This window comes from Streptomyces sp. NPDC003635, assembly GCF_053587635.1.
In genome coordinates this window covers 1-25,966 of the sequence record NZ_JBSFOK010000055.1, presented here as the reverse complement: position 1 = coordinate 25,966, position 25,966 = coordinate 1, and the positions used below count along the sequence as shown (strand labels likewise).

26 protein-coding genes are annotated in these 25,966 nt (G+C 68.5%); 5 read left to right on the top strand and 21 right to left on the bottom strand.

Going from position 1 to position 25,966, the window contains the following annotated elements:
* Positions 1 to 30 precede the first annotated feature (30 nt).
* The 3 genes from ACWDRW_RS34780 to ACWDRW_RS34770 form a co-directional block, all read right to left on the bottom strand.
* Positions 31 to 867: a radical SAM protein gene (locus tag ACWDRW_RS34780; RefSeq protein ID WP_451730735.1), complete on the bottom strand. Its 837-nt coding sequence runs from the start codon at positions 865 to 867 to the stop codon at positions 31 to 33.
* A 257-nt stretch (positions 868 to 1,124) separates the two neighbouring features.
* The gene (locus ACWDRW_RS34775) at positions 1,125 to 1,661 is read right to left on the bottom strand and encodes a hypothetical protein (RefSeq protein ID WP_451730733.1); all 537 of its coding nucleotides are present in this window, start codon (positions 1,659 to 1,661) and stop codon (positions 1,125 to 1,127) included.
* Positions 1,661 to 2,554 carry an ATP-binding protein gene (locus ACWDRW_RS34770; RefSeq protein WP_451730730.1) on the bottom strand — a complete coding sequence of 298 codons (894 nt, stop codon included), beginning with the start codon at positions 2,552 to 2,554 and terminating at the stop codon, positions 1,661 to 1,663. The genes ACWDRW_RS34775 and ACWDRW_RS34770 overlap by 1 nt, the downstream gene beginning before the upstream one ends.
* Before the next feature lie 214 nt (positions 2,555 to 2,768).
* Here ACWDRW_RS34770 and ACWDRW_RS34765 point away from each other — a divergent pair, with 214 nt between their 5' ends.
* Both ACWDRW_RS34765 and ACWDRW_RS34760 read left to right on the top strand, forming a co-directional pair.
* Entirely contained in the window at positions 2,769 to 3,716 is a 948-nt protein-coding gene (locus ACWDRW_RS34765) for a helix-turn-helix domain-containing protein (RefSeq protein WP_451730777.1), read from the top strand.
* A 6-nt stretch (positions 3,717 to 3,722) separates the two neighbouring features.
* A complete protein-coding gene (locus ACWDRW_RS34760; protein WP_451730727.1) occupies positions 3,723 to 3,965 on the top strand; it encodes a DUF397 domain-containing protein in 243 nt (80 codons plus the stop codon).
* 409 nt (positions 3,966 to 4,374) lie between these two features.
* On the opposite strand, the gene ACWDRW_RS34755 is transcribed toward ACWDRW_RS34760, so the two are convergent.
* From ACWDRW_RS34755 to ACWDRW_RS34745, 3 genes are all read right to left on the bottom strand, one after another.
* Entirely contained in the window at positions 4,375 to 5,280 is a 906-nt protein-coding gene (locus ACWDRW_RS34755) for a replication-relaxation family protein (protein ID WP_451730724.1), read from the bottom strand.
* 349 nt (positions 5,281 to 5,629) lie between these two features.
* The gene (locus tag ACWDRW_RS34750; protein WP_451730721.1) at positions 5,630 to 6,346 is read right to left on the bottom strand and encodes a hypothetical protein; all 717 of its coding nucleotides are present in this window, start codon (positions 6,344 to 6,346) and stop codon (positions 5,630 to 5,632) included.
* A 135-nt stretch (positions 6,347 to 6,481) separates the two neighbouring features.
* Positions 6,482 to 7,597 (bottom strand): hypothetical protein, encoded by a 1,116-nt coding sequence (locus ACWDRW_RS34745; protein WP_451730718.1) that lies wholly within the window; start codon positions 7,595 to 7,597, stop codon positions 6,482 to 6,484.
* A gap of 173 nt (positions 7,598 to 7,770) precedes the next feature.
* On the opposite strand from ACWDRW_RS34745, the gene ACWDRW_RS34740 reads away from it, so the two are divergent.
* Positions 7,771 to 7,923 carry a hypothetical protein gene (locus tag ACWDRW_RS34740; protein WP_451730715.1) on the top strand — a complete coding sequence of 51 codons (153 nt, stop codon included), beginning with the start codon at positions 7,771 to 7,773 and terminating at the stop codon, positions 7,921 to 7,923.
* A 972-nt stretch (positions 7,924 to 8,895) separates the two neighbouring features.
* On the opposite strand, the gene ACWDRW_RS34735 is transcribed toward ACWDRW_RS34740, so the two are convergent.
* From ACWDRW_RS34735 to ACWDRW_RS34715, 5 genes are all read right to left on the bottom strand, one after another.
* Positions 8,896 to 9,639, bottom strand: a complete 744-nt coding sequence (locus ACWDRW_RS34735) for a DUF5753 domain-containing protein (protein ID WP_451730774.1) — start codon at positions 9,637 to 9,639, stop codon at positions 8,896 to 8,898.
* 242 nt (positions 9,640 to 9,881) lie between these two features.
* Positions 9,882 to 10,676, bottom strand: coding sequence for a hypothetical protein (locus ACWDRW_RS34730; RefSeq protein ID WP_451730712.1), 795 nt, complete (start codon positions 10,674 to 10,676; stop codon positions 9,882 to 9,884).
* Entirely contained in the window at positions 10,586 to 12,760 is a 2,175-nt protein-coding gene (locus tag ACWDRW_RS34725) for a hypothetical protein (RefSeq protein ID WP_451730710.1), read from the bottom strand. The genes ACWDRW_RS34730 and ACWDRW_RS34725 overlap by 91 nt, the downstream gene beginning before the upstream one ends.
* Positions 12,761 to 12,956: 196 nt before the next feature.
* On the bottom strand, positions 12,957 to 14,654 hold the full coding sequence (locus tag ACWDRW_RS34720; protein ID WP_451730707.1) for a pentapeptide repeat-containing protein: 1,698 nt from the start codon (positions 14,652 to 14,654) through the stop codon (positions 12,957 to 12,959).
* Positions 14,655 to 15,925: 1,271 nt separating this feature from the next.
* Positions 15,926 to 16,192, bottom strand: coding sequence for a hypothetical protein (locus ACWDRW_RS34715; protein ID WP_451730705.1), 267 nt, complete (start codon positions 16,190 to 16,192; stop codon positions 15,926 to 15,928).
* A 36-nt stretch (positions 16,193 to 16,228) separates the two neighbouring features.
* On the opposite strand from ACWDRW_RS34715, the gene ACWDRW_RS34710 reads away from it, so the two are divergent.
* Together ACWDRW_RS34710 and ACWDRW_RS34705 are read left to right on the top strand one after the other, a co-directional pair.
* Positions 16,229 to 16,708 (top strand): hypothetical protein, encoded by a 480-nt coding sequence (locus tag ACWDRW_RS34710; protein WP_451730702.1) that lies wholly within the window; start codon positions 16,229 to 16,231, stop codon positions 16,706 to 16,708.
* 25 nt (positions 16,709 to 16,733) lie between these two features.
* Entirely contained in the window at positions 16,734 to 18,068 is a 1,335-nt protein-coding gene (locus ACWDRW_RS34705; RefSeq protein WP_451730699.1) for a hypothetical protein, read from the top strand.
* A 117-nt stretch (positions 18,069 to 18,185) separates the two neighbouring features.
* Here the strand turns inward: ACWDRW_RS34705 and ACWDRW_RS34700 are convergent, their stop codons facing one another.
* The 10 genes from ACWDRW_RS34700 to ACWDRW_RS34655 form a co-directional block, all read right to left on the bottom strand.
* Positions 18,186 to 18,854 (bottom strand): nucleotidyl transferase AbiEii/AbiGii toxin family protein, encoded by a 669-nt coding sequence (locus tag ACWDRW_RS34700; RefSeq protein WP_451730696.1) that lies wholly within the window; start codon positions 18,852 to 18,854, stop codon positions 18,186 to 18,188.
* A gap of 5 nt (positions 18,855 to 18,859) precedes the next feature.
* Entirely contained in the window at positions 18,860 to 19,252 is a 393-nt protein-coding gene (locus ACWDRW_RS34695) for a hypothetical protein (protein ID WP_451730693.1), read from the bottom strand.
* A 1,286-nt stretch (positions 19,253 to 20,538) separates the two neighbouring features.
* Entirely contained in the window at positions 20,539 to 20,946 is a 408-nt protein-coding gene (locus ACWDRW_RS34690) for a hypothetical protein (RefSeq protein WP_451730690.1), read from the bottom strand.
* Entirely contained in the window at positions 20,939 to 21,163 is a 225-nt protein-coding gene (locus ACWDRW_RS34685; RefSeq protein WP_451730687.1) for a hypothetical protein, read from the bottom strand. The genes ACWDRW_RS34690 and ACWDRW_RS34685 overlap by 8 nt, the downstream gene beginning before the upstream one ends.
* Positions 21,160 to 21,633 (bottom strand): hypothetical protein, encoded by a 474-nt coding sequence (locus tag ACWDRW_RS34680; RefSeq protein ID WP_451730684.1) that lies wholly within the window; start codon positions 21,631 to 21,633, stop codon positions 21,160 to 21,162. Before ACWDRW_RS34680 ends, ACWDRW_RS34685 begins: the two co-directional genes overlap by 4 nt.
* A gap of 292 nt (positions 21,634 to 21,925) precedes the next feature.
* Positions 21,926 to 23,101 carry a DUF932 domain-containing protein gene (locus ACWDRW_RS34675; RefSeq protein ID WP_451730681.1) on the bottom strand — a complete coding sequence of 392 codons (1,176 nt, stop codon included), beginning with the start codon at positions 23,099 to 23,101 and terminating at the stop codon, positions 21,926 to 21,928.
* 123 nt (positions 23,102 to 23,224) lie between these two features.
* Complete coding sequence (locus tag ACWDRW_RS34670) at positions 23,225 to 23,779, bottom strand: hypothetical protein (RefSeq protein ID WP_451730678.1); 555 nt, start codon at positions 23,777 to 23,779, stop codon at positions 23,225 to 23,227.
* Between the two features lie 68 nt (positions 23,780 to 23,847).
* Positions 23,848 to 24,219, bottom strand: coding sequence for a hypothetical protein (locus ACWDRW_RS34665; protein WP_451730675.1), 372 nt, complete (start codon positions 24,217 to 24,219; stop codon positions 23,848 to 23,850).
* 794 nt (positions 24,220 to 25,013) lie between these two features.
* Positions 25,014 to 25,520 carry a hypothetical protein gene (locus ACWDRW_RS34660; RefSeq protein ID WP_451730672.1) on the bottom strand — a complete coding sequence of 169 codons (507 nt, stop codon included), beginning with the start codon at positions 25,518 to 25,520 and terminating at the stop codon, positions 25,014 to 25,016.
* An 81-nt stretch (positions 25,521 to 25,601) separates the two neighbouring features.
* Positions 25,602 to 25,966 (bottom strand): hypothetical protein (locus ACWDRW_RS34655; protein WP_451730670.1); only part of this gene is annotated, 365 nt, incomplete at its 5' end.

Below are 25,966 nucleotides of genomic sequence, written 5' to 3'. Positions count from 1 at the left end.
GCTCTCCTTTCCGTCCCTTGGGCGGGGTGTTCAGGCCGGCTTGCACGTGTCGTCGTTCGGGGCGCAGTCCGGGGTACAGGGATCCGCACCGTGCGGCCGGGGGATGCTCGCGGCGATCTCAGCCCAGCGGGGACTGCTCAGTACTGCCTTCAGGGAACCGTGCCTGACGTCGCCCGCGGTAAGGAAACGGCCGATTTCGCACACGTCGGGGAGGATGGCTGCCTTCTCGTCGGCGCAGTGGCCGCACAGCTGGGTCGTGGAGGCAACTGCCGGTGTGGTTGCGGCGTTGCCGACGGCCCGCAGGCGGTCGATGCCGACGTCCTGAACGCCGAGGGCAAGCATGTCGGCGCGGGCTTCCTTCGCGCGCTGGCCGTTGCCGTGGTCGAGGATGCCGACCTTCACGGGGATGCCGCGGCGGACGGCTTCAACGATGTTGGCGCGGGTCGCTTGGTGGGAGCCGGTCCGTCCGGTGATCTTGTCGTGTTCGGCCGGCTTGTCGCTGTAGTACGACGTCGCCAGGCTCAGGTTCGCACGGCCGTAGAGCGTCCAGTGCTCCAAGCGCACCCGGTACAGGTTGCTGTACACCCGCACGGCCAGGCCGACGCCCAGGGCGTGCTGCACGAGGTCGGCGAACGAGGGGTGCAGGGTGGGTTCCCCGCCGATGAACTGCACCGTTCGTGTGCCGAGAGCGGCGGCTTCGTCGATGACGCGGTGCCAGTCGTCCTCGGTCATGCTGCCGTGGCCATGCGTCGGCCCTGCCTGCGCGTAGCACTGGGACGGGCAGGTCAGTTGGCACCTGCCGGTGATCTCCAGCGCAAGGAACCGCAGCGCGGTCTGTGCTGCCGGAGCATGGGGAGCGATTGTCATGAGCCCTCTCCTCGGGATCAGGGGCGCTTGGTTCGGGTGCCGGCGCGGGGAGGGTGCCGTCACAGGGAGCGCGAACTCGGGTCGTGGCCCCGTGCTGGGGGTGGTGCCCGTCCAGTGGGCCGGGACCTGGGGGATCAACCGGACCACCGGACAGGAGTCCGCGAAGAGACCCTGCGGTTGAGGCGGGAACCGCTTTGGCCGCAGGGTCTTGACCGTGTTCACGGGCGCCCAACGGGTAGCGCACGCGAACACGGTGTTCAGGGGGTGCTATCGAGCCAGTTCGTGAGCGCGGCGTGCGGTGCCGGCTCGGGCCGCAGCTGCGCGAGCGTCTCACGCAGCGGCCCGAGGGGCACCAGCCGGTCGCTCGCACAGGGGCGGAACCAGTACGGCCCCGGGGGTACGTGCCTGTTCAGGGAGGGCAGTGTGATCGTGTGGGGCGCGCCCAGGCACACGGCGTGGGAGTGCGCCTCCCAGTGGGAACTGGAGCCGGGTGGGACGAGCCAGTAGAACCAGCTGTTGTCGGGGTCCTCGATCACGGGCCCGCATCCGTCTTGGATCGCGTCCATGAGGGCGACGGCTCCGCGTGCTTGGAGGCCGGAGCTGGTGATGACGACGTCGAAGAGGTTCCCGCCGAGCGGTACACGGCTGTCACGGCGCGCCTGGACCGCCATCAGGGTGCGGATCAGCTCGGCGAGGTCAGCCATGTCGGAGGCCGGCTGGCATGGCTCGCCCGCGTTCTCGATCAGGTTCTGCATGACCTGCGCGGGGGTCGGCAGCGCTTGTGCCGCGGCCATCACAGGGGCACCGGCCCGGGACGCAGAACGGCCCGCACGGTCTTGGCGCGGTAGTCGTTGCCGACCAGGAACCATGAGAGTTCCACGCCCTTGCTGGTGATCTCTGTCAGGCTCCGGTTGCCTTCACCACCGATGGCCTGGTCGAAGTCCGGGAACTGAGGCACGGCGTCGGTGACATCGACGAGAAGTTCGTGAGCCTCGGTGACGTGAAGACGCGCGCCGAAGGTCGGCCTGGTCTCCGTGCCGGTGGGGGTGTGCTGTACGGCGTTGTCGACGAGGACGTGCAGGACGTCGGCGGCGAAGTGCTGATCTCCAGGCCAGTCCAGCACAGTGAGCAGACTGCGGGCCTGGATGCGGGCTAAGCCGGGGGCGTTGAGGTCAGGGGGGAGATCGATGGGGATCTCGCGCAGGACCGGGGCGGTCGCCGCGGCGGATGGCATGGGGTTGTCTCCTTTGGTCAGGGGGAGGGTGCACCAGGTGGTGGTCCCGTCTTGGCTGACGCCCCACTCGGCGGCCAGGCTTTCGACGAGGAGGAGGCCGCGGCCGCCCTCGTCGTCGAGCGCAGCGTGGCGTGGTTCGGGGCGGGTGGGGGAGCCGTCGGCGACCTCGATCACGCATCGGGCGCCGCGCAGAAGGACACGGACTTTGACCTCGCGTCCCTTGCCGTGGCGCAGGGCGTTCGTCGCGAGTTCCGTCAGCAGCAGTTCCGCAGGTTCGGTCAGATTGTGCAGGCCCCAGTGCTGCAGGCTTGCGCGCATGATGCGGCGCAGGCGCCGGGGCCAGGCAGCATCGGCCGTGGAGATGCCTTCGGCGTTGGGGTGGAGGTCGCGCCTGATAGTGAGTTCAAGGGCAGAGTGGACGCCGTCCCTTGGCGTCAGATGCGCGGGTTCCATGGCGAGACCTCCGGGCGTCCAGGGCATGGGGGGTGTGGGTGTTGGTGGCAGCGGAGGCGGAGCTTGTGTGCCTGCCTGTCCCCGCTTGCGTCGGCTCAACTACCGTGGCGGCAGACCGCAATGGGAAGCAACTGGATCGCCGCTGAAAATTCAGCAGGGTCGTAAATGGACTATGCGCCAACCTGCACAAGGTGATGCGATGAGTGCTCAGCGGATGCCAGACTCTGCGCACAGGCGTACTCAACCAGCGGACACGCATGGGGATGGTGCACAGATGGCGGCGAAGCGAGGCGCAACTGGGCGGCGCTTGGAGCTCGGCATCCAACTCAGACAGCTGCGCGAAAACTGCCCTCCCATCGAGGAGGGCAGGGCGCGAGGCATGACCCGTAAAGCCGCGGTGCGTGGACTGAAGGCGCTGTCCGAGGCATCACTGGCACGCGTCGAAAACGGCGAGCTCAATTTCCGGCGCAACGTCGCCGACCTGCGCACGCTGTTGAAACGCTACGCCGTCGAGGACGACGAACTGATCGAGCAACTCATCGAGCTGAACCGGGAGGCACCCAACGACGACTGGCTCACCCACTACCGGGCGTTCATGCCGACCGGGATGCCACACTTCGTCGGCCTGGAAGCCGAGGCAACACAGATCCTGGCCTACCACCCGACCGTCGTGTACGGCCTCCTGCAGACCGAAGCCTACGCACAGGCTCTCTTCGAGGTGCAGCGCCCCGTAGAGGACACCACCAGCGAGTTCGCGCGACGCAACGTGGATCTGCGGATGGAGCGCAAACGCAGAGTCCTCGAAGGAGAAGACGTCCGTCTCCGGGTCATCCTGGGCGAGGCGGCGCTACGCATCCCCGTCGGCGACGACAACGTCATGCGCGACCAGTACCGCGAAATCATCAACCTCGCCCGCAAGGACCACATCTCAGTCCAGGTACTGCCCTTCAAACGCGGCTACCGGGCCACCAACGACTTCACCATTCTCGACCTCGGGGAGCTGCCGTCCCGGGTCCAGACCGACAATGCCTGGGGAGCCGTGTCCACCTCGGACAAGCCCCGTGAAGTCGACCGGTTCACACGCCGGTTCAACGCGATGGTCGGGGCCGCACTCGGCCTTGAAGAGACCATCCAGTTCCTGGAAGCACTCACCGGAAAGTAAGGGCCATTGAACACTCACCAAACCCAGCAGCCCTCCACGGCGTTCGCGCCGGAAGAAGCCTGGCACAAGTCCTCATACAGCGACGGCACCGGCAACAACTGCATCGAAGCCGCCACCCGCACAACCAAGATCGGCATACGCGACTCCAAGGACACGCGGCGCCCTGCGCTGATTTTCCCCCAGGCCGCATGGATCGCCTTCGTCATGAGTGTCCGTAACGGCACCATCACCACCGAGCCGCACGCCTGAGAACACGGCAGCGTCCAGCCGCCGCTGCCCAGGCGGCCCCCGAGACCCGTAGAGGAGCCCACCCTCTACCTTGCGCCGGCAGGAGTGAGACGTGAGCAGGCCTGTCCGGGCACCCTGTGCATCCTGCTCGAATACTGCGGCAGCAGGCCTTCGTGGTGCATCGGCGGCACGTGATCTTTTCGGGTGGGCCGGCCGGTGGGCGGCCGCCTTGCGCCGGGGCCGCGCAAAGGCGGTGCCTGCCTCACGGAGATCCGCGATGCCTTCCTCACGGCGGCCGCGCCGCAAAGCGCTTCGCGGCTCTGCCCCGCGCGTCCACCGTGAGCGTCGAGGACGTGCGTTGTGAGCCGTAAGGCCGCATGCATCGGGCATGCCCCGGATCCCTCGGGCCGCGCATGCGTGGTCGCTGTGGTTACAGCTCGGTCCATGCGCGGGTCCCACCCCCCGAGAGCGGTGTCCACACCGGCGCGGAGGGTCCGTGGTGTTCGATGTCTTCGAGGGTGGCGGCTGCGAGGGGGACGGTGCGGGCGAGTGCTGTGACGAGGGGGTGTTGGGCGGTCATGGCTTGCAGGTCGCTGATGCGGCTCTGAAGCCGGGTGCGCGGGGCGCCGGTGAGGAGGAAGAGGATGCGGGGGAAGAGGGGGTACCAGCGCAGCCATGCGGGGCCGGTGGGTGTGGGCCTGCGGCGGCTGGGGGGCTGGGCTTCGTAGGTGTGCAGGCGTGCGTAGTCGATCAGTTTCACGGCGAGGCGTTCGCTGCTCATGGTGGTGCGGTCGATTTCCACGAACGCGCGGAGTTTTGTGCGGTGTTCGCCGTCGGTGAGGGTGTAGTGCATGAGGGCGTCGGCGATGAGGCGTTCGCCTTCGCCGATGGGGTGGGCGACTTCGGGGGTCCAGTCGTAGGGTCCGTGTTCGTGCCCGTGCCGGCGGGCGTCTGCTGCGAAGGTCAGGTGTGCGCGGACGGCGGTGAGGGTGTGTGCGGTTTTCAGGGATGCCGCGGTCGTGGTGGTGATGGGGTAGGGGGGCCGTCCGCGCAGGGTGGGGAGGTCGCGGGTCTGGCGTGCTCCTTCGGGGGTGAGGTACCAGGCGTGCGTACGCGACCGGGGCAGCGGGGTGCGGTCGGTGAAGCCCGTCGTCCGCAGCGTGTTCAGCACCCGGGAGACCAGCTGACGCGACCCGTCCGGACGCAGCATCCGGCGCAGTTGGCCGGTGGTGCCCATGCGGTGCAGGGCGAGCGCGGTCAGGACCTGCAGGCGCAGGGGTTCGGTGGGGCTGGGGGCCTGTTCGGTGTCCGGGAAACCTGGAGGGGGAGGGGTCATGGCGGGTAGATAACCCTCCACCCTCGACCAGGCGGACGACCATGAGGCCCCGACCACGGTCACGACCCGGGAACGGTTTTGTGGTGGGGGTGTTGGTCGAGGGCCCGCGGCCCCGGCCACGCGCCCCCGACCGGCGCTCCAACCCAAGAGCTCCTCGTGGTCGGGGTCCTGGTCGGGGTGGTGGGAAGGCGGGTGATGGCCGGTCCGTAGGAGCGTCGGTTGCTGCGGGTGTGGTGGCGGGCCGCGCCGGCCGTGGTGCGGTGCTCGGCCCGCACAAGGGGGCCAACCCCGAGAGCCGGCTTCCGCGTTGTAGGGGGTGGCGCGCGGTGGTCGGTGCACCGCCGCGTGGTTACTTCTTGGTTCGCTGGGCGGCTTGTTCGAGGATGCGTCGGCGGGTCCAGCGGCGGCGTCCGTTCTGGCGTCCGGCGTTCTCGGCGACCCCGTCTGTTTCTTTGAGCAGGGGGAGGTTGCCTTGGGCGAGGCTGCTGGAGAAGGAGCCGACGCTTTTGTAGCCGAGTAGGGCGGCTGCTTGGCTGGCGCCCAGGAGTTCGTCCGGGTCGCCGTCGGCGGGGACGTCGGGCAGCGGCGGTGCGGGCCTGGTGCCGGTGCGTCGTCCGCGGCCGGGCCGGGTGGCCATCCACTCCTTCAGGGTTGCCGCCTTCCACAGTTGCCGGCGGTAGGGGTTGCTGGTCGTGCCCATCTCCTCGACGGCGTCGGGTTCGGGGAAGTAGCCGGGGTGGTCACGTACGAAGGTGCTGACCTGGTTGGTGTTCTTGTAGCCGAGGTAGCGGGAGGCGTCCGCGGCGTTCAGCAGGGTCTCCGGGTCGAGCTCGGGCGGTGTGTGTTCGGTGAGCCGTGCCGGTGCCCGGTGGGCGAACCATGCGGTGACTTCCGTGTGGTCCCACAGGCGGGCGCGGCCGCGTTTGCCGACGGGCTCGGGGAAGGCTTGGCCGGCCGTGTTCTTCGTGCGCGCGGTGGAGAACTGGCTGATCCGTGCGGACGTCAGACCGTGTTCGGCGGCGATCTCGGCAGCGTCGGCCAGGCGGGGCTCACGGCGCGAGGTCATGGCGGAAGGGGGTTCCCGTCCTGTGCGGCGGCGGGCCGGCCCACCCGACCCGTAAAACAAATTATGGCAGGAGTTGTGGTGAGGGGGCAGCCCCGCGACTGCGACGGGTTCTGTGTGAACGACGCGCCCTGTTGCTCATCGTCCGTCAGGGGGCGGGTGGGGGCCTGAATCCAGCTGGCCGTCCTGGAGGGCGTTGATGATCCTTTGTGTGCGGTCCCGGGTCTCGGGCCCGTGGCCGGCGAGGTTGTGTGCGAGTTGGTGCTGGGGCATGTCGAGGACCTGCTGCATGTCGCTGATCAGGGCAGGCCATGGTGTCAGTGCGTCGGTCAGCGATTGCACGTTGCCGGCCCAGTCGGCACGGCGTGCTGCCAGCACGAAGGCGATCAGCAGGACGCCCGTCAATGGCTCGCTGTCCCCAGCGGGAAGTCCGCCCATGCCTGCGACGTTTTCCTTGCCGGTCATCGCGGCAAGGGCCCGGGTGGCGAGGGGGAGTTGGAGGAAGAGGGCTGCGGCGGGAGAGCGGGCTTCCTGCCATTGGGCATCGGTTGCTTCGGCGAGCGCTTCAGCCATTCTCGGCAGGGAGACGATGTCAGCGGCGCCGACCAGGGCGCTGGCCGGGCCGGTCAGCCAGGGGCCGGCATCTTCTACGCGCTGTCGTCTGCCGGGGGAAACGCCGAGGACCTTCTCGATCGTCCGCGCTTGCTCTTCTGTCACGTCTGGCTGCTTGCCGAGGGCGAAGATCTGCAGCAGATGCGCGATCGCTGTGGCCCGCTCGCCGGCTGGGACGCGGATCGGGCGGGGGACAGCGTTTGTGCCGCGCTGGGCGGCGAGGGTCGTCGCGACGCCGTAAAGGGCTGTGTCCTGTTCGGCCACCGGGTCCAGGCCCTGGCGGGATGCCTCGGCGTGCAGGGCTTGGTCCAGTTCGTGGAGCAGGCCGTCAAGGACGGCGCTTGCCGACGTGCGGACAGCGTCCAGGGCCAGGGGGAAGCCCTCGAGCCACAGCACGACGCGCAGCACGTCGGCCCTCTTGGTGTGCTGGCGCCAGCACAGGAGTCTCACGAGCTGCCGGTCGCTGCCGGTCGGGTAGATCCACACCGGTCGGCGCCCGTCGTTGGCGACGCGCACAGGGCGCGGCATGAGGCCGTCGCGGCGGAAGTCCTCCAGTCGCCTGTCGGTCATCGTGCGGAAGCCGGCCTTCTTCGCGGCGCGAAGGAGGTCATCGCCTCGCAGGACACGGGTGTCATCCGTCATGCCAGGCAGCGTAAAGGGGCAGCGGCCGCCCCAACGACCCGAGTACTCCCGGCCGGGGCCGCCCTAACGTGCAAACGCCTCTTCGCACATGGCCACCTGCGGTCTTGGCCTGCTTGTGTGAGTGCACGACGCCACACGGGCGTCTTCTTGCTTCTCTCGAAAGGACCCGGCTCATGTCCAAAAATCAGGCAGCAGCGGCCACTGGCGTGATCGTCCGCGCCCTCGCCAAGCGGTGGGCCACCCAGAACGGCCTCACCAAGGAGCAAAGCCTGCTGCTCGCGTGGGCGGCAGGCGCCCTCGCGTCGGCGGCGGTCATGCGTGTCTGACCCCCCTCAGCGGAGCGCAGTGTCACATCCCGGGCTGCGGCGGGCAGATGACGTGATCCAACCAGCCGACGAGGACCTCCAGGCCTCTCAGCCGCTCGCACCCGGCCCGGCCTCGACCTCTGCTCTGCCCACGACAACACCACCGGGCCTGTCCTGTTGCGCGTCGATGGCTGTGCCCCTGAGGGGGGTGTCGGGGCAGCCGGGCGGCGGGTGAGGAGGTGTCAGGGCGGCGGAACACCTTGGTCGGCCGCCAGGAGAGCGGCATGGGGGAGCTTGCTGAACGGGGGCAGAGCGACCCGGCCGACTTGCCCTTGTGGGCTTCCTGGGCGCCCTTTGCGAAGTCCTCGGCGACCCTGACCGAAACTCCTTGATGGCCGTCCCATTCCCGGACGTCATGCGGGGCGAGCGTGCGCTCCCCACGTAGTGGCGTCGCGCCCACGCCTGCGCAGCCCGTAACTTAAGCGTCCACCCCCGCAACCGCGAATACGTCGCGCGCCGGGCAGCCACGCATCCGGCGGAGGAGATCGTCGCTGCTCAGCAGGTGCCGTGGGACCTGATGGCGAACTCCTGCACGACCCCTTGGTGCGCCGCTGCCAACGGGATCAGCGGTGGATGCTGCGACAACGGCTTCGACTACTTCCTGGCCGGCTGATCACGCAGGCACGCCAGGACTTCGATCGCATCGTCGCTGACTTCCGATGTGCTGGCGGAACTGCCCGTGGCCCGAGTGTCGACGGCCGCCGGATGCGGTCTCGAGCACGCCGCCGATGAGGCCTTGAGCATCGCGAGGCACGCACACATCGTGGCCTCCGGCAGACACCTGCCGGACGATGCGTTCACCCTCTGGTACCCGGACCCGACCCCGCCTGGAACGTCGATTTCGGTGACCCCCGCGCAATGACCCGCCCACTGCCCCGCGTGGCTTTCTCCAGGGGAGGCCGCGTACGGGGGGGCGTGTGGTGGTGGCCTGTGTCAGTGCAGGGCTTCGATGGCCCGGAGGATGAGGGTGCGGGCGTCTGCCCCGTACACGGCCATGTTCCGCAGCCGTTCGAAGGTGTCGAGGTACTGGGTGATTTCGCTGGGCTGGGTCACGTTCACTTCTGCGGATACCAGTTCGATGGAGACGAGCCGTTCGTCGTGGATGTGGAAGGTTTCCTCGGGCCAGTGGGTTCGCCTCTCGGTCATCGGGATGATTCCGAGGGATACCGCCGGGAGTGCGCCGGCGGTGAGGAGGTAGCCGAGCTGCGCGGCCATCGGTTCGGGATCGGCGATCTGGCAGTACAGGACGGGCTCTTCGACGACCACGACGAAGCGGTGGCCCATCTCGTGGATGATGCGGGAGCGTTCGACCCTGGCGCGGGCGGCGTCGGTGCTTTCCTCGGCGGGCAGGCCGTGGACGTTCGCGGCGATGGCGAGCACCGCCTGTGCGTAGCCCTCGGTCTGGAGCAGGCCGGGGACGAGGCCGGCGGAGTAGAGGCGGTGGCGTTCCGTCGCCCGGTAGGCCTGGACGCGGCCTGCCTGGAGGTGCCGGAGTCCGGCGCGTACCTGGTCGCGCCACTGCCGGTACATCGACTCGGCGTTGATGGACTGGATGATGAGGTCGTGCGCCTGGTGGTGGGCGTGGGTGGCGGCGCACCAGCGGCGGATGTCGGTCGCGGAGGGGCCGGTGAGGGGAGGTGTGCGGCTGCGGGTCGTCTCCTTCCTCCCCGACTGCAGGGGAGGGGTGCTGGCGCCAAGGGCCAAGGGCCAAGGGGGATTATGGCCGCCGCGGGTGCGGGACTGGCTTCGCTCTGAGGCACCCACAATGGACCTTGGCCTGGCACTGGCGGAGTTCAGTTACGGGGGGTGCACTCCTCGCGCGGCACCCGGCCGCTGTAGTGGGTCCTTTCGGGTTCCTTGTGGGGAATTTCTTCAGCGTGTGCTGGAGTGCGAGCTGCAATCGGCCGACGGTTCCTCGGTTACTGCCAGGGAGGTGTGGGTGTGCCGTCCGGATCCAGCCCGTGGGGCCACCATTCGTCAATTGGGCTGAGGGTGGTTTCTTGTTTTGCCGACCTGGTCATGGTGTTGATGCTGCCGGAGTCGGCGACAGTACGGTACAGCCGCTGAGCACCATCGCGATCCCTGGCCTCTACTCGCATCCGTGCCAGGTGACACAGGGTGTCGGGGTCGCCGGCGTCCGCTGGCTGTCGTGCGAGGGCTTCGGCTTCCTCTGGGTCCCCGGCCTGCTCCCGCATCCTCGCCAAGTGGAACAGAGCATTGGCGTCGCCGTCTTCGGCGGCAGCGCGGTAGAGGCGTTCGGCGCCTTCCTGATCCCCGATCTGTTCCAGCCTGTCAGCCAGCCTGATGGGAGTCTGGTCGCTGAAAAAATTTCTGTTCTCCTCTTGCATCCGGAAGAGATGGGACAGGGCGTCGAAGCAGGCTTCAGCTCCTTCCCGGTCTCCAGACTCTCTTCGTATCCGGGCCAGGCCGGCGAGGGCGTCGGTGTTGTCGGCCTCAGCGGCGGCGTGGAAGAGCCGTGCGGCGCCCTCCTGGTCTTCGGCCTTCTCTCGCATGCGCCCCAACCCGTAGAGGGTGTATCCGTAGTCAGTGGCTGCGGCCTGTCGGGCGAGGGCTTCGGCTTCCTCCTGGTCCCCGGCTTCCTCCCGTATCCGAGCCAGGTCGGTCAGGGCGTTGACGTTTCCGGCGTTGACGGCGGCGCGGTACAGACGCTCGGCCTCCTTCCGGTCCCCAGCCGTCTCCCGCAGCCGGGCCAAGGGGACCAGGGCGAGGACAATGCCGGCGGCCCGGTAAAGCCGTTCGGCGTCCTCCCGGTCGCCGGCCGCCGCCCGCACTTGGGCCAGTCGGTACAAGGCGTGTCTGTTGCCGGAGTCCTCCACGGTGCGGTACAGCCGTTCAAGGCTTTCCCTGTCCTCGTTCTCCCCGTGAGCATGGCGTTGATGGTGTCGGCGGGCTTCGGGACCCGTGCTTCTGCCTCCCGCAGTTCGTCCTCGGCCCTGGTGTATCCGGCATCGGCGGCCGCGCGGTACAGCCGTTTGGCGCTCTCCCAGTTGGTGGCTTGCCGCATTCGGGCCAGCATGTACAGGTGGTAGGGGACACCCTCGTCGGCGAACTGGCGGGCCACGGCTTCGGCGCCGTCCCGGTCCCCGGCTTCTTCCCGCATCGCCACCACGGGCCCCAGGGCGAAGGGGTCGCCGCGGGCGGCGGCGCGGTACAGCCGTTCGGCGCTCTCCAGGTCACCGGCCTTTCTTCGCATGGCAGCAAGGCGGTACAGCCCGTCGGTGCTGCTGGCATTGGCGCACTCCCAGGCGAAGGCTTCGGCTGCTTCCCGGTCTCTCGCCTCCTCCCGTGACTCGACCAGCCGGGCGAGGGCGTTGGTGCTGCCGGCGTCGGCGGCGCGGTGGCAGAGGTGGTGAGCCCACTGGAGGCGATACCGGTCGCGGGCTGCTTCAGAAAGGTTGTTGAGGTCGTCGGGGTAACTGAGGTGGCTGTGGGCGGCGTGCCAGAAGGAGGCCGGGGGGCAGAGGAGCCGGCGGGTGGTGTGCCCGTACTGCTCCAGGTAGTCAGCGAGGCGATACACCGGCCCCGCAGCAGGCTTCATGGGCGGGGTCGCCGAGGGTGGTCTGGTTGCCGGGCGGTGGTTGGGACGGGGGCGGGTACGGTGCAGGGGTGTCTGTCCGCCGTGGCCGCGGCGCGCCAAGTCGGTGAAGGCTGCTTCCGCCCAGTTTTCGGTGAGGTTGTCGAAGTCCGGTTGGCTGAGGTAGTCGATGGCGGCGTCGGCGAGGAAGTCGTGCGGCAGGTGCTGACCCACTCCGAGACGGCGAGCGTCCATCGCTGCCTCGAGGAGCGCCTTGGCGGCTGGGGTGCTGTGCTCATAGCGGGTCAGGAGCTGTGGGGCGCCGGCGAGTTCTTGGGCCACCCTCCCGGTGGCGAGGCACCGGGTGAGTGCGTCGGCCAGCAGCCGGTCGCCGTCATCGGCCAGAGCCTGTGCTGCCCGCAGTGCGGACTCGTCGAAGGCGTCTGGGATGGTGACCGTGCGTCCGGCAATCAGTTCCCGCACCCGGTTGTGCGGGTCTGGGGCGCCGTTTTCCGGCAGGGAGAGGTACTGGTTGGCGTACGAGGGCCAGAGGGTGCCCAGGACGAGGACGGGGCCACGTCCGGGATGGGTGAGCAGGCTGTGCACGGCGGTCGCGAACTCTTCGCCCGCCTGGGAGTCCCCGAAGTGGTTCTGGGACTCATTCAGCCACAGCACCGTACGCGGATGAACGTGCGAGACGTCCTGCACCGTGCCCTCAGCGCGTGTGGGCGGGTACCACAGCCGCCACCCTTGCCTGGCCAGCGGCTGGATGGCCTCCCAGCAGGCCCGCGTCTTCCCCGTTGAGGACGTGCCGACCAGCACGACCATCCGGCTGCGGCCCTGCGCCACCTCTGCGACCACCCGGGCGAGCGCTGCGTCGTGGGCCCGTGAGACGTAGCCGGGCAGTCCGTTCTCCAGTGCCGGCCCGGCGGGATGGACTCCCAGGAAACGGGGATCCCACTGCGCGATCGGTTTACCGAAGGCGTGATCATTTGGTGTGTCCGGCCCGGCTTCTCCTGCCGCGGTGCGTTGCAGGTCCAGTAACTCGTCCTCGTCCAGGCCCAGTCTTCGGGCTAGAGCCGCCACGGTCGCAGCCGATGGGACGGGGCCTCCGGCTCGGAAAGCCTCTTGCACGGTCGTATGGTCCAGATCCACGCTGCGGGCGAGAAGCGTTTTCGACAGCCCGGAGCGGGCCAACCCGTTGCCGAGTCTCTCGCGCAGCTGGGTGAGTGCCGCGTTCTGCTCCGTCTGCTCGTCGTGCACCTACCCCGCCCCCGGTCTTGGTGTTCGCCCGTATTCATCCTTGTCCGACTGAACCCCCGCGCACACCGTTCCCGAACGTTATCTAGGGGGCGCAGGGCTTCTGTGCAGATCAAAGGCATGATCAACGATTCAGACAAGTAAGGCACTGAACGGCCGGTCGAACCGTTCACAGGGCCTCCTTGATGGGGCAGGGCTGTCAGCGTTTGACGCGGTTGCGGATGGCGAGGACGGCTAGGCCGAGGAGGACGGGTTCGGTCAGCCGGGACGTCATCTCGATGTAGGTGCCGGCGGTGGTCAGGTCCTGCCCGGAGGAGCGGAACACCACCGAGTTCAGCGTGACGTTCAGGGCTTTCTCGAAGCGCTCGCTGGTGAACCGGCTGCCGGTGGGGTTCTGCAGATCGTCCTTGTCGATCTCGAAGGTGACCTTGCCCCCGCCGGCCGGGACGGTGCCGGTCGCCGTCTGCTTCGGAATGTCCTGGGCGAGGCCGAAAGCCATCAGCACGACGATGGTGAGGACCATGGCCGTCCCGAGCCAGATCAGGGCCCGAGAAGCCCGCAGGCCGTAGCCGGACAGCGCCCAATAGGCGGTCAGAAGCCCCCGTTCACTGCGGGGGATGTCGTCGGCTTGGCGGCGCATCTCCATCTCCCCGTAGTAGAAGTCCGCAGCCCCCGGCTCGTGCTTGCCGTCCTCGAAGGCCTTGCGCAACGCCCGGTATACCGGCGCCAGCTGCAACGGCCCCGCCCGCCCGGTGCCGAGGACCGCGACGTTCCAGCCATGCACCGCTCCCGGCTGGCTGGCGCGCCAGTGGTGTTCCTCGGCCAGGACGCGGCGCTCGGTGAACCGCACGGGCGGCCAACGCAGCCAGTGCAGAGCGGCTGGAGCCATGTCGAAAGTGCAGGCCCCTTCCAGACGGAGTTGATCCAGGTGGACCGTGCCGGTGAACAGGCATCCCGACAGGTCGAGGTCCGCCAGGACCAGATGGGCTGCGTCCACCCCACGCAGTGACGCCACCCGCACCCCCGCGTCAGGCGCGTTCGAGAAAAAGTCTTCGGCGAGCTGTCCGCCGTGGGGGAGCACGAAAGGCTCCGACTCGGCGGCGACCGTGATGGGGTACTCGAACACCGCATGAGCGAAGTCCACCGTGGCATAGCGCAGACTGATCTCTGCTGTCGATGACCAGCGAGTGCGCCGGCACTCCAGACGGCGCGCAGCGAACAAGAGGGTGACCGGGCCGCCGAACACCGCACCGGACAGCCCAACCCGCCCAGCACACGTCAATGGCCCGAACTGGACAGCGGCCGCGAAAGTCGCGGACTCGAACCGGGCGTCGCTCTCGAAGGTCGCCGAATCGAACCGGGCGTCGCCTTTGAAGGTCGCCGAATCGAACCGGGCGTCGCCTTTGAAGGTCGCCGAATCGAACCGGGCGTCGCCCTCGAAGGTCACCGAATCGAACCCGGCGCCGCCCTCGAAGGGCGTCGACACGAACATGGCGCTGCCCTCGAAGGTCGCCAAGAAGAACTTGGCGGTGCCCTTGCGGTTCGCCGACCTGTGCCAGACGACCCCCTGTAAGTCCGCCGGCACGAACCCATCGCCCTCAAAGGTCGCCGACTCGAACACGGCGGTGCCTAAACGGGCGTAACCGGTTGAGGGGTCACAAAGAGGGTTGAGTAAGGCAATGAGGAGGGCATCGGTGAACGTGGTGCCCCGGTGGTCAATGGTGGAGCCGGGAGTCAAGCCAGCCAGGTAGGCGTCGCGATCGGCGTCAGCCAGGTGGGCGAGGCACGCGGTGTGGCCGGGGACGTGGATGCCGCGGCACCCAACAGGATCGGTGGCCGGGTCTGCACCGTGTGCACAGTGCGGCCAGAACGGCGCTACCGGGTGGGGTGTGCTCATGGTGCGGCGGCTCCACGGTGTCGGGTGCCCGTAAGGACGTCCCGGGGACGCAAACGGTTCAGGCTCGAGGATGACGGACAACACCGAGATCAGCTCCCACGTCGCGTACATGCCGTACCTGCCTGAACAACCCGTAAATATCGGTAAGGCACGGCACTGCGGCGCACATGACTCACATGCCTTCTCTGAACTAGAAGGCTGTTCGGGCACCACCAGCCACGAGTCACGAAAACGGAATCCCTGACCGTGACTCTTCACTTCACTCCTCAATTGGAGCGAAAGAGGGCAAATGGCTGAGTCGCATTTGATCGGGTCGACCAGTCGTGGAGGGTCTCGGCTTTGATCTCCCGGCCGGTTGCATCCTTTGTGTTCCGTCTGCCCAGTTCAGCAGGCTGGACTTCAAGGTGACCTTCTTGCTCAGGCCAACGAGGCGCAGTGAGCAGGCACTTGTGGTTTGACGTCAGCCGAGCATAGGCGCCCGCCATTCGGCGTAAGCCGAGGCGCGTGGGTTTGCCTGAGGTGGGGTTCCACTAGACCATGAGGGTGAACCGGCGTCCGCGGGCCGCTGCCTGAAAAGGCGGCGGCCCCCTGCTGTCACAGGAGGCCGCCGGAGGTGATGAGTCCGATCTCCCGTGAAAGGAGCCGTCTTCATGGACCATGCTAAGGCGGACAACGAAGGCCGCCCACTCCAGCCAGGCTTAGCACCGCCCTTGAGGCGTCGTCGGTTCCTGCTCGCTGGCGGTGTTGCGATGACTTCCGCTCTGCTGTGTGCACTGGTGTTACTGAACGCGGTGTCGGCGGAGCAGGCATCGGCAGTGGCTGTGATCGTCGCGTCCGGCACTGCATCGGTTAGGGCTGTTCTCGATGGTCAGCAGCGACGTGGCACCGTGATCGAAGACTAGCGAGTCGGCCTGTTTGGGCCAACGCCGCGCGGGGTCCTGGCAAGCCGATCAGGGCCCCGCTCCGGCGCCGGAACCTGTCCGACAGAAGGCCATCTGAGCTGCTATAACAGCGGCTGCATGTGGCCGAAGCCGCTGCCTGCGTCCTGCCACTCGATACGGGAGCTCACCGTGCCTCCCTGCACGCGTTGCTCCATGCCTGCCGTAACCCTGCGGCAACGGGGCACACTTCGGGCGTGCCGACCGTGCGGCCCAGCAGGTCAACCTGAGGCTTGCAGGCCGGGCAGTCCACGCAGTGATCCATGAGGTTGCGGTAGGCGCTTCCTGCCTTGCCTGTGACGGCGGCCGCCGCGCGCTGCACTCTGCCGCCGCTCATGCCGAGGTTGCCCTCGGGGCGTCGGCGGGACCGACGGCGAGGATCCGCGCGATGCGGTCGGCGCATTCCTGTTCTGCGCCCCGCACTCCGGCCTCGTAGTCGAATCCGGTGACGTACCGGTCGGCGACGGCGACAATCTCTTCGGTGAGGCGACCGTTGAGCGGATTCGTGACGTGCATCCGCATCTCGGCATCGTTCACGACCACCTGGAGTCCGCGCTGGTCCAGGTGGCCAGCCAGGTTGTGCAGATCGTTGGTGTCCACACGCAGATGATCCCAACGGCTGGCAGAGCAGGGGATATGACAACCTATGACGCGGAGTGGATCTTGACTCGGACCGTGACGATCACGGGCACGCGGAGCACCGGCCACCACAGCCTCAGCCAGTACGCGGACGCCTTCGCCGCCTACCTCGGCCCGTTCGCCCCCGGCGCGCACTTCTACATCGGCGGCGCAAAGGGCATCGACTCACTGAGCCTGCTGTGGCTGGCCGGGAACACCGACGCCGAGATCACCGTCGTCGTGCCCGGCACCGTCGACCAGCAGCCAGCCGAGGCCCGGCAGGCCATCGCCCGCGTCCGGGAGCGCATCAAGGAGATCGTGGGACTCGGCGCGGACGAACTGAATTCGGCCGCCTACCACGCCCGCAACCGGTGGATGGTCGACCGCAGCGCGATGACCATCGGCTTCCCCCTCGCCGGACAACACCGGTCGGGAACCTGGCAGACGCTTAACTACACACGCGATCAGGGGAAACCACACCTGATCGTGCCCGTGTAGCCGTCGGCTGCTGCACCATACCCGTATGGAGGACAGGGCCGCGGGGGCGGCCGCACTCAAGGCGCTGCGCAAGCGGCGCGGCTTATCCCTGGCCGACACCGCCCACGCGCTCGTCGCGCTCGCCGACGAACTGCACCAGCCGCCGCTCCCCGCGGTGGCCAGCGTCCAGCGGTCCGTCGCCCGGTGGGAGGCCACACGGCCCACCACGCCGGACGAACGCCACCAGCTCCTCCTCGCCCACCTCTACGCCCGCACCCCAGCCGGAGACATGGCCCTCGGAGCAGGCAGCGACTTCGCCCACTTCCTCGACGCACTCGGCCTCCGCGGCGAGAGCGAGCACCGGACCGCCGAACTGCGCAGCCAAGTCCTGCGCGTGGCCACGGACACTGGCGGAGGCATGCTCGCCCTGCTCGCCCCGGGCGTTCATGCCAGCCTCGCCACGGCGCTGGCCGATCCGACCCAGACCGATGAGGAGACGCTGGCCGGGCTGGCGTCCGTCGTCGCGGACGTCAACGCACAGGTGGGCTCGCTGCCGATGGTGCGCCTCCAACTTCTCCTCGCGCCCGCCGTTGAGGCTTCCCGGCGCCTCCTTGCCGGACCCGTTCCCGTGCCGCTCCTCCCGCGGCTGAGGGGCATCGCCGTCTCCGGGCTCACCCTTGCCGGGCGGCTGGCGTTCGAGACGAGGGACGACACCGCATCGGGGACGCTGTACGCCGACGCCACTGGCGAGGCTGGCCAGTTGACGCAGCCGTGGCGGCAGGCTGGCGTCCATATGAGCCACGCCCTCGTCACCTTGTACTCGGCGCCGGGACTCGACGGAGCGCGACGTCTGGTGGATCAGGCAGTGCGTGCGGCGCGGAGCGGGGAGAGTGCTTTGGTCCGGGCTCGCGCGCACGCGCTGCAGGCGGAGCTGGCGGCCCGGGCCGGGCAGGAGCGGCAGGTGCAGGCGGCCCTTGGTCTGGCGTGGTACGACATGGAAGGCGACCACAGTGGCGATCCGGCGCCGACCAGCTTCTCCCCGGGGCACCTGCGGGGCTTCGAGGGTGTGTGTGAGCTGTACGTCGGCGACGCTGCTCAGGCTCACGATCGTTTCGAGCGATCGGCGGCCTCGCTGGCGGCCCCCCGGGAGCAGGTGCAGCGGGCGATTGTTACGACGGATCAGGCGTTGGCGCGGATCAGGCTCGGTGAGCCGCGGGCGGCAGCCGATCTGCTGCATGAGTGCGTGGCGGCAGCCTCCAGTACAGGCGGCCGGGTGCCTGCGCTGCGATTGAGACAGGCTCGACGGGAGTTGCGGCCGTGGCGGCGTGAGGATTGGGTGGCCGACCTCGACGACCATCTGTTGGATGTGCTGGGGTCTTGAGCGGTGCTGGTCGCTACGCTGGGATCATGTCCCCCGCCCCCTCCCGCCCTGGTGTCGTGCGGTCTGCTGCGGCCGGTATGCCGTCAGTGGGGCAGATGTGATCTCATCCGGACGTGATCATTCGATGTCCGGGTCATCGGTCTCTTCGAGGAGCTGGGCCGCGAGGTCGTCGGCCCACTCCACGGCCCAGGTGCGCAGAGCGGTGATGGTGGCGTCATCGAGTCCGTAGGCGGCGAGGGCGTCGTCGTCGGTCCATTCGGCGCCGGTGAGGTTTGATTGCAGGTCCTCGCGCTCGAAGCGGCCGCGGGCGTGGCGGCGGCCGAACTCTTCTAGCTCGGTGTTGGTCCAGCGGCGGGAGGCGGCGAACACGTCGATCAGGTCGCGGGGTGCTCCACGGTCGGCGAGGGCCCGGACCTTGGTCCCGATCACGTCCTCCTCTGCCAGGACGGGCCCGTAGGGGCTCTGGGCGACAGGCCGCCAGAAGATCTCCTTGAGGATGTCCACTTCGCATTCCTGCCCGGTGGCCGGGTCGGTCACGGAGAAGCGGGCGGACAGCGGGGCGGTCTCCAGCGCATGCACCGTCCAGCCGCGGGCTTGAAGGCCGGCGCGGAGCGTGGCCGCGATGTCGGCCATCGGTGCCGGGTTCTCGGTGGCGACGTCGAGATCCTGGCTGGGGCGGTTCACGAGGCGGTGCGCCCGCACGGCGTACCCACCGGTGAGGACCAGGGGGTAGGGGGAGCCGAGGGCGATCACGTCCGCCAGGAGCCGCCTGTGCAGCTCCGGCATGTCCGTCACGCGGCTGCCCGGGTGCGGGAGGCGAGTTGGGGGAAGGCTTCTTCCCAGACGGTGCGCACGGTGCGGCCGACGAGGGTGCGCAGGACCGGCCACAGCTGCAGGAGCAGGTCCTGGTTGAGGTAGCGGGGCAGGTCGTCGTGCAGACCCTCGTGCAGGACGGTGCGGTACAGGCCCATACGCTGGCGCGGCTTGCCCAGGTCGTAGGAGGTCATCCCGGACCAGGCCATGTGCAGCGGCAGATCCACGACGCCCTGGGTCGGCCCCTGCAGCTCGTCCAGCGACTTCGGCAGACGCCGCCGGAACTTCTCCCGGTACAGCGCGAGGTCCTCGGCGTCCGCGCCCGAGACGTCGCTCGGCGCGGGTGCGGGCTGCTGTGGGCTGGAGGGCATGACTCCATTATGGCGGCCGGAGGCATTGCGAGGGCCATGATGGGCGAGCTGGAGTCCGGAGCGAGTGGGGGCGGGTCCCCGGATGAGCTGGTTGCCGCAGTCTGCTCAGCCCTGAGCAGGACGGACTCTCGGCTTTGACGCTCTGGGCCTGCACGAAGGGCGATGAGCCGAGATGCTCTGACCAAGGTTTCTCTGGGATCGTTCGGGTCGGCACTCTTGGAGGTGTGCCACTGTGAGGCGGTCCGCCTGGCGGCTTCGGGGGGCGTGCGGGGAGTGCTGCACGGGCTTGGTGCTCCACGCGGACGGCTTCGGCCTGGTGGTAGGAGGCAGGCCGGGGCGAAGCGGAGCAGGCCGGGGGTGTCGCGCGCCGGCCTTCAGGATTGCGGGCAGGTTGGGGCGCTGCACGACGTGCTCGGCGCATGCGCGTAGGACGGCGGTGAGCACCGCGGCCGTCTTCTGTGACGTCCGACAGTCGGCGGCCGATGATGGCGGAGATACCGCGGCCCGGGGGCGGGCGGCGGGGGCGTGGCGGAGGGCCAGGCTGCTGTGGTAGCCGGTGCGGGCGTTGGTGCGTTGTGGGAGGTCCTCGTCGGGGCGGTGGTCGAGAAGGTGTTCACCGGGCCGGGGCAGGGGCGTAACGGCGGCGGGCTGGTGAAGGGCGGTGGTGGCGGTGACGTGGAGGCTGCCCGTGCATCGCTCTGCCCGGTTCGAGCAGGCCGGCGTGCCGTCGCGGGGCTGGTGGGTGTGTCGTTGGTCAAGCCCGGGCTGGTCATGGACTTGCGGGCTTGTCAGGGCTCGGGGGGACGGGCTGGGGGTGCCGGCTGGCCCCGTGCTCACCGAAGGGGGTGTGGCAGTTCGGGAGCGTGGCAGATCGTGTAGGGCGTGGTGCTGTGGGCGGGCTGGAACGTGGCGGCTGCGTGGAGTTCGGTGGTGTTCATGGGGTGGAGCCAGCCGTTGCGGTGCGTCCCCTCCGCAGGCATGTACGTCTGTGCCGGCGGTGGTGGTGGCGATCAGGACGGCGTCCTGGATGGTGCTGCTTTCCAGGGCGTAGGTCAGGAGGACGAAGAGCTGCAGGTACTCCTCGGCGCAGTGAGCGACGCGCCAGGATCCCGGTTTGAAAGGACACGTATAGGTCGGCGTCCATTTCGGCGCCGTCCGTGCGTTCGGCCTTGATGCTGAGTTGGTGTTGTCCTTCGCCGAGGGCGGGCAGCAGTGCGGTGAGGGCGTGCAGGACGCGGCCCATGGCGGATGCCGTGGCGTCGTCGTCGGGGCGTTGCAGCTGTCGCTCAGACATGCGGGGTGGGGGCGCAGGGCTGCAGCGCGCCCTTGAGTTCGGCCGGGTCGATGGGGTGCAGCCGTCCGGTTCTTACGGTCCAGCCGCAGGCGCGCGGGGCGCGCGTGTCGGCGGTGAGGGCGACCAGCACGGCGTCACGGGCGGTGCTGCCTTCCAGCGCGAACGTCAGCAGCGCCATGAACCTCAGGAAGACCTCTTCCCTGTCGCGCGACCCTGGGGCCCCGAGGGAGACATGGAAGTCAGCCATGACGATGGTGTCGTCCACGCGGTCCACGGCGATGCTGAGTTGGTGGCTGCCCTCGCCCACAGCCCGCAGGAGGGCGGCGAGTGCGCTCCTGGCCCGGTCCATGGCGGCCTGGATGGCGGCGTCGTCGGGCCGGGGAAGCCGGTTGTCAGGCATGGGCAGCCTCCCAGGCTTTCTCACTCCAGGCGCGCGTGAGATCGTCGGCGTAGGCGACTTCGCGCGCGGCCTGTTCGTCCAGGGCGGCCACGACCAGGACGCTGCCCCGGATGTGCCGGGCACGGTGCTGGGCGGCGGCGGCCGGCTCCCGGCGCTGGGCCTCCTCCTGCGGTACGTGCCGTACGAGGTGGATGCTCCCGTCGTGCGTGAGGATCACGAGGTAGCGGCGGAAGTCCTCGATCCGTGACGGACGGGCCGGTCCGGTCGTCGTGTCGGCCAGCGTCGCGCGCGTGCCTTGGCGAGCAGCTGCGCCGCTTCCTCGCCGGCCTTCACGCCGGCGTGGCGCTGGTGGTGGTTGCGTCCGCAGTAGACGTGGGCCTTGTCGCGGACGGGGGCGAACTCCACGGGGGCGTAGATGCTGATCATCCTGCGGGCGTAGCTGTCGCGCTGGTCGCGCTCGGCCTGGGCGGCACGCGCGGTGCGAGCCACCTTGGCCTGGGTCCAGCCCAGCGTCGTCGCGGCGCAGGGCGTGCCGTAGTACGCGACGTCTTCGGCGGTGCCGTCCTGGTTTCCCTCGGCGTCCAGCGGCATGAGCGCGACGGTGCGCTTGAGTCCGTGGCGGCCGCAGCAGCCGCACTCGGTGAACTCGTCGACGATTCCTTTGATCTTCAACTTCAGGATGGGCACGAGAAGGCCTTCCGGTGGGGCGGTGGGCGGTGGGCGGGGTGGGCAGGTCATCGGCCGCCGGCCGCGGGCCCGACGCTGTGCGGGCGAGGTGTTCCGTTGTGCGCGGCCCTGCTCCGCCAGCACGACCCGCTGCCGCTCCACGGCAAGGGGCGGGGCGGGCGCGCCCTGCGCTCGACACCGGGGCGAGCGCTCCGCGCCCCGGGGACCCGTGAGGGCGCTCCGCTCGAGGGGACGGGGCCCGTGCGGGCCGGGCAGGGGGTGGGGGAGGGGGCCCGGCCCGCACGGGGGTCTGTCAGCCGTGTCCGGCGGCGGCCGTGAGAGCGGGCAGCGCGAGTGCTTCCAGGGCGGCGGCCTGGTCGGCGTCGGTCAGCGTCTGCGCGGTCGACGTCACCGCCTGCATCACCCCTCCGGCCGTCATCTGACCGCCCCGGACGAAGTGGGCAAGGATCCGGTCCTTGGTCTCGGTTGTGATGCTGAGGGTCTTGGTGACGTGCTCGATGGTTTTCGTCGGCTCGGCCAGCGGGTTTCCCGCGGCGGCTTCCATGTGCGACACCTTGGCCTGGACGTACTCGCGGGACAGGAAGGTGCGTACGGCGTCGGCGGTCTTGGAAGTGATCAGCTCCAGCGTCTTGCGCTGGGTCTGCCCGGACCAGGACACCACCCCTTGATCCTGCCTGCCCCCGAGGTGCACGGCGCGCATGACGTCCTGGGTCTGGGTCAGGCCGTTGCGGCAGACCTGGATGACCGCCCGCGGGGTGATGGTGTAGGCACCGGCTCCGACTTCGCTGTTGGTGATGATGAAACCGGCCGAGACCAGGGGCAGTTCGTCTCCGCTGCGGCCGTCGAACGGGGAGCGGTAGCCGCGCAGCAGCGCGCGGGCCTGGACCGCGACTGCTTCGGACTCCACGCGCACGTACATGCGCCGGTCGCTCAGATCGCACCCCGTGATGCGGGTGGGGTGCCCGGACTGCTGCACCCCGTCCAGGGCGGCCAGCAGCATGTCGAGGTTGTCCATCAGCTTGTAGCTGTCCGACAGCAGCGCCCGGGCCACGCCCTCGCCGGGCATGCCGGGGCCGTGTCCGCCCCGGAACGCGCGGAGCATGAAGCGGCGCCCCGGCTCCTCGCGCAGCCACGCGTTGACGTTCTCGTCCAGCAGCGGGACGTTGTCCGCGCGCATGCGGCGCAGGTAGGCCAGCGGGATGCGGAGCTTGTCGGAGATCCCCTCGTCGGCGACGGCGGTGGGGCGGTAGATGCCGTCGACGTCCGTCACACCGTCTTCAGTGATCAGGGATTCCACACCTTCGACCTGCACGTTGCCCTCACGCATCCGCAGTGCGGAGGCGGGAGCGATGACGTCCAGCTTCCGGCGCTGCCCGTCCTCCAGGATGCGGACCAGGTCGGACAGGCCGGCGTTACGGGCGCCGGCGGGGGCTACGTGCGTGGCGCGCTCGGCGAACTGCTGACTCATGCGTGTTCCCCTTTCGCTGTGGGCTTCAGCGGGTCCGGGGGGCGGGGTGGGGCCCTCACCCCCCGAACAACTTCAATAATAGTGTGTTTCAGGGGTGAGTGAACCCACCCCTGACCTGCACACTCAAACCAACGCCCGATACTCCGGCAACGCCGTCACACTCCCTCGCCGCACATTCACGACAACGGGCACCGGCACGCCACCAATCACCTCGCACAAGTCGTACCGCAACCTGTGATCCCCACCGACCGGCCCGGCCTCAGCCCTGATCGCCTGCACCCAGTACACCCCGTGACACCGCCTCAGGCTGCCGTGATACCTGACCCTCTGCCACAGGACAGGACCGGCGTCCTGCGGGTCAAGAATCCGCGCTACCGCGATCACAAGCTGACTGGCCACCCGCCCCGACAACAGCCCGAGGAACGCACCCTCAACCGTCGCCCGGTCGACCGGCACACCCGCCACAGCCGGGCCGGTGTGACCGTTGCGCACACCCAAGGCCCAACCCAACTCGAAAAACGGCCGGACCACCTCCAGCTGTTCATGAGAAACCCTCAGCACCTCCGGGTCCCGCTCGCTGCGCGCCAACTCAGCCAGCGCGTAACGGGCCTGCTCCTTCTCCGCGTCGGTGATCGGCTCTCCTTCCCGAACCTGCTCCGCAATCCGCGTATTCTCCATGGCCTTCCTCTCCTCTCGGTGATGCCGGGCTCATCGGAACGCCCCAACAGGGGAGCCCCCGTGCGGGATTACTTCAGGAACCCGTTCGACCGGAGGTATTCAGCCGCGATGCACGCGATCCCGTGAGGCTTGTAGATCTGCGGAAAACGCCGCAACTCAACCTCCATGCGCCCCGCCTCGTCCGGCTCAATGAATTCCTGAACCAGACGGTAAGGCTCATCGCCCCTCGGCATCTCCAGGACGACCGGACCAGCAGCCTTGGTCTCGAACCGAATTCCGGTGTAGTTCCGGTCGGAGTTGTGCACAATCGTCACGCCTGCCCGCGCACACAGCAGAGGCAGCAGGTTCGCGATGGTGCGGGCCCGAATCGCCAGCTCGGTCATCGGAGCGTCTGCGCCGCGCATCCCGCGCACAATCCCGCCAGTGATCTGGAGTTCCACGTCGTTCCCCTTCGGTGGTCCCTTGCGGTTCCCGGGGCCGCTCTCTCAGTACTTCAAATAATAGTGTGTATTGGGTTGGTGTGGAACCCCAGCTGCGCTACACGTTGCCCCAGACGTTGCGCCAAAGCACCGCACTAGACGTTGCGTTGAACGTTGCGCAACCTCAACGCCAGCCACCACGCCACCCCAGCTCACCCCACCAACCAAGCCCGGTACGCCTGCTGACATCCCCTCTGCAGCCTCACCTCCCTGCCCCAATAGAAGAGAAGTGGGGGAGGGCGGGACGTGGTCGGCACGGCAGCAATCGGGGATCAGGCGCGATCTGCCTATGGCGCGCCGGCTCCACCGCCGCGCTCGCACAAGCCCAACGCAGCAGCTAGACACCCCCACCGCAGCCACCCGGCCCAGGCAAACGCCATAAGATGAGAGCGTCTCTGGAGAGAGGCCAGCTGGCGGGGAACTACCGGAACGGGTATGCCGACCCCCCGGACACACGGTTCCCCGCCAGCAGAGAAAACAAGGGCGCAGCCACCCCGCTCCCATCCCTGAACTCCCTTGCCCTGCGCGCGGTCTGCTCCGCAGACTCGACGCGCCGCCGCTACGCGGCGGAAAGCGCCCCCGGGCGCTCCGCACCCGGGAAACGCCAGCGTTGACAGCGCTACGCGCTGCAAAGAGACAGAGGGAGGGGCCGCCCGCGCTGCGGGCAACCCCTCCCTCACTACGACGCTCCGCGTCGTGACAGGCCACCTGGGGCGGGAAGCGGGCCGAGACACATCCCGGCCCGCCCACCACCCCTACAAGACCGTGTACGCCACCGGCGGATAGATCGCCTCGTCCTCATCTCCATCATCACTGGAGTGGACCCCGAACGCGTCCGCGAACTCCGCTGGTTCACGGTCCCCGATCAACTCCTCGGCACGAGCCGCGTCACACTCGCACAGCACACCCCACGTCAGATCCCACGCCCGGACCGTGAACGCCGGACCACCCTGCGCGAGAGACGAAGAACGCAGGTACATCACCCCCCAACACAGCTTCTGCGCCAGCCCACACGCCAGCAGGAACGCGAAGTTGTCGAAGAACTTCGACTCCACACCCACCAGATCATCGGACCCACCGTCGCCCTCGACCGTCACCGGCAACACCGCCGACAACGGCTGCTCCTGGCCGTCCATGCCCACCCCCAGCCGCACCACATGCTCACCCGGAGCGAGCTGCGCCAGTAAGCGGGCCATGACCGAGTGGGCTTCGTCCCGGGCCTCGGCGAAAACGTCGAGCGGAACCGGCTTCAGTTCAGCCATTACGAATTCCTTTCGTCTCTTGGAGAGATCGGGTACTCGAAGGGGATGCCGCCCCGTTCGAGCATCACAATTCTACGCCCTTTAATTGGCCGAGGGAATGGGGCGTAATACCATGGCCGAATCAATAAGGTGCTCTTTTAAGGAGGTTAGTAGAAGGCTGATCCAATTCCCTAAACCAATACTGGAGTTCGCTTCAATTCGCCACGCAATCTGATTTTCAGTCAGTTTAGAACACGCATTCAAGCCAGCAGAAAACGAAATCCGGACGGCCCAGGCTGGCCGTAGCCAGCCGCTTTTCAGGAAGTCGCGGAGCGAATTCCTGCGTTCAGATTGCGGAGCAATCTGAACAGCCGTCACGGAGTGACGGCCCATCAACTGTCTTGCGGAGCAAGGCAGTTGGACCGCCGCGTAGCGGCGGCGCGTCGTGTCTGCGGAGCAGACCGCGC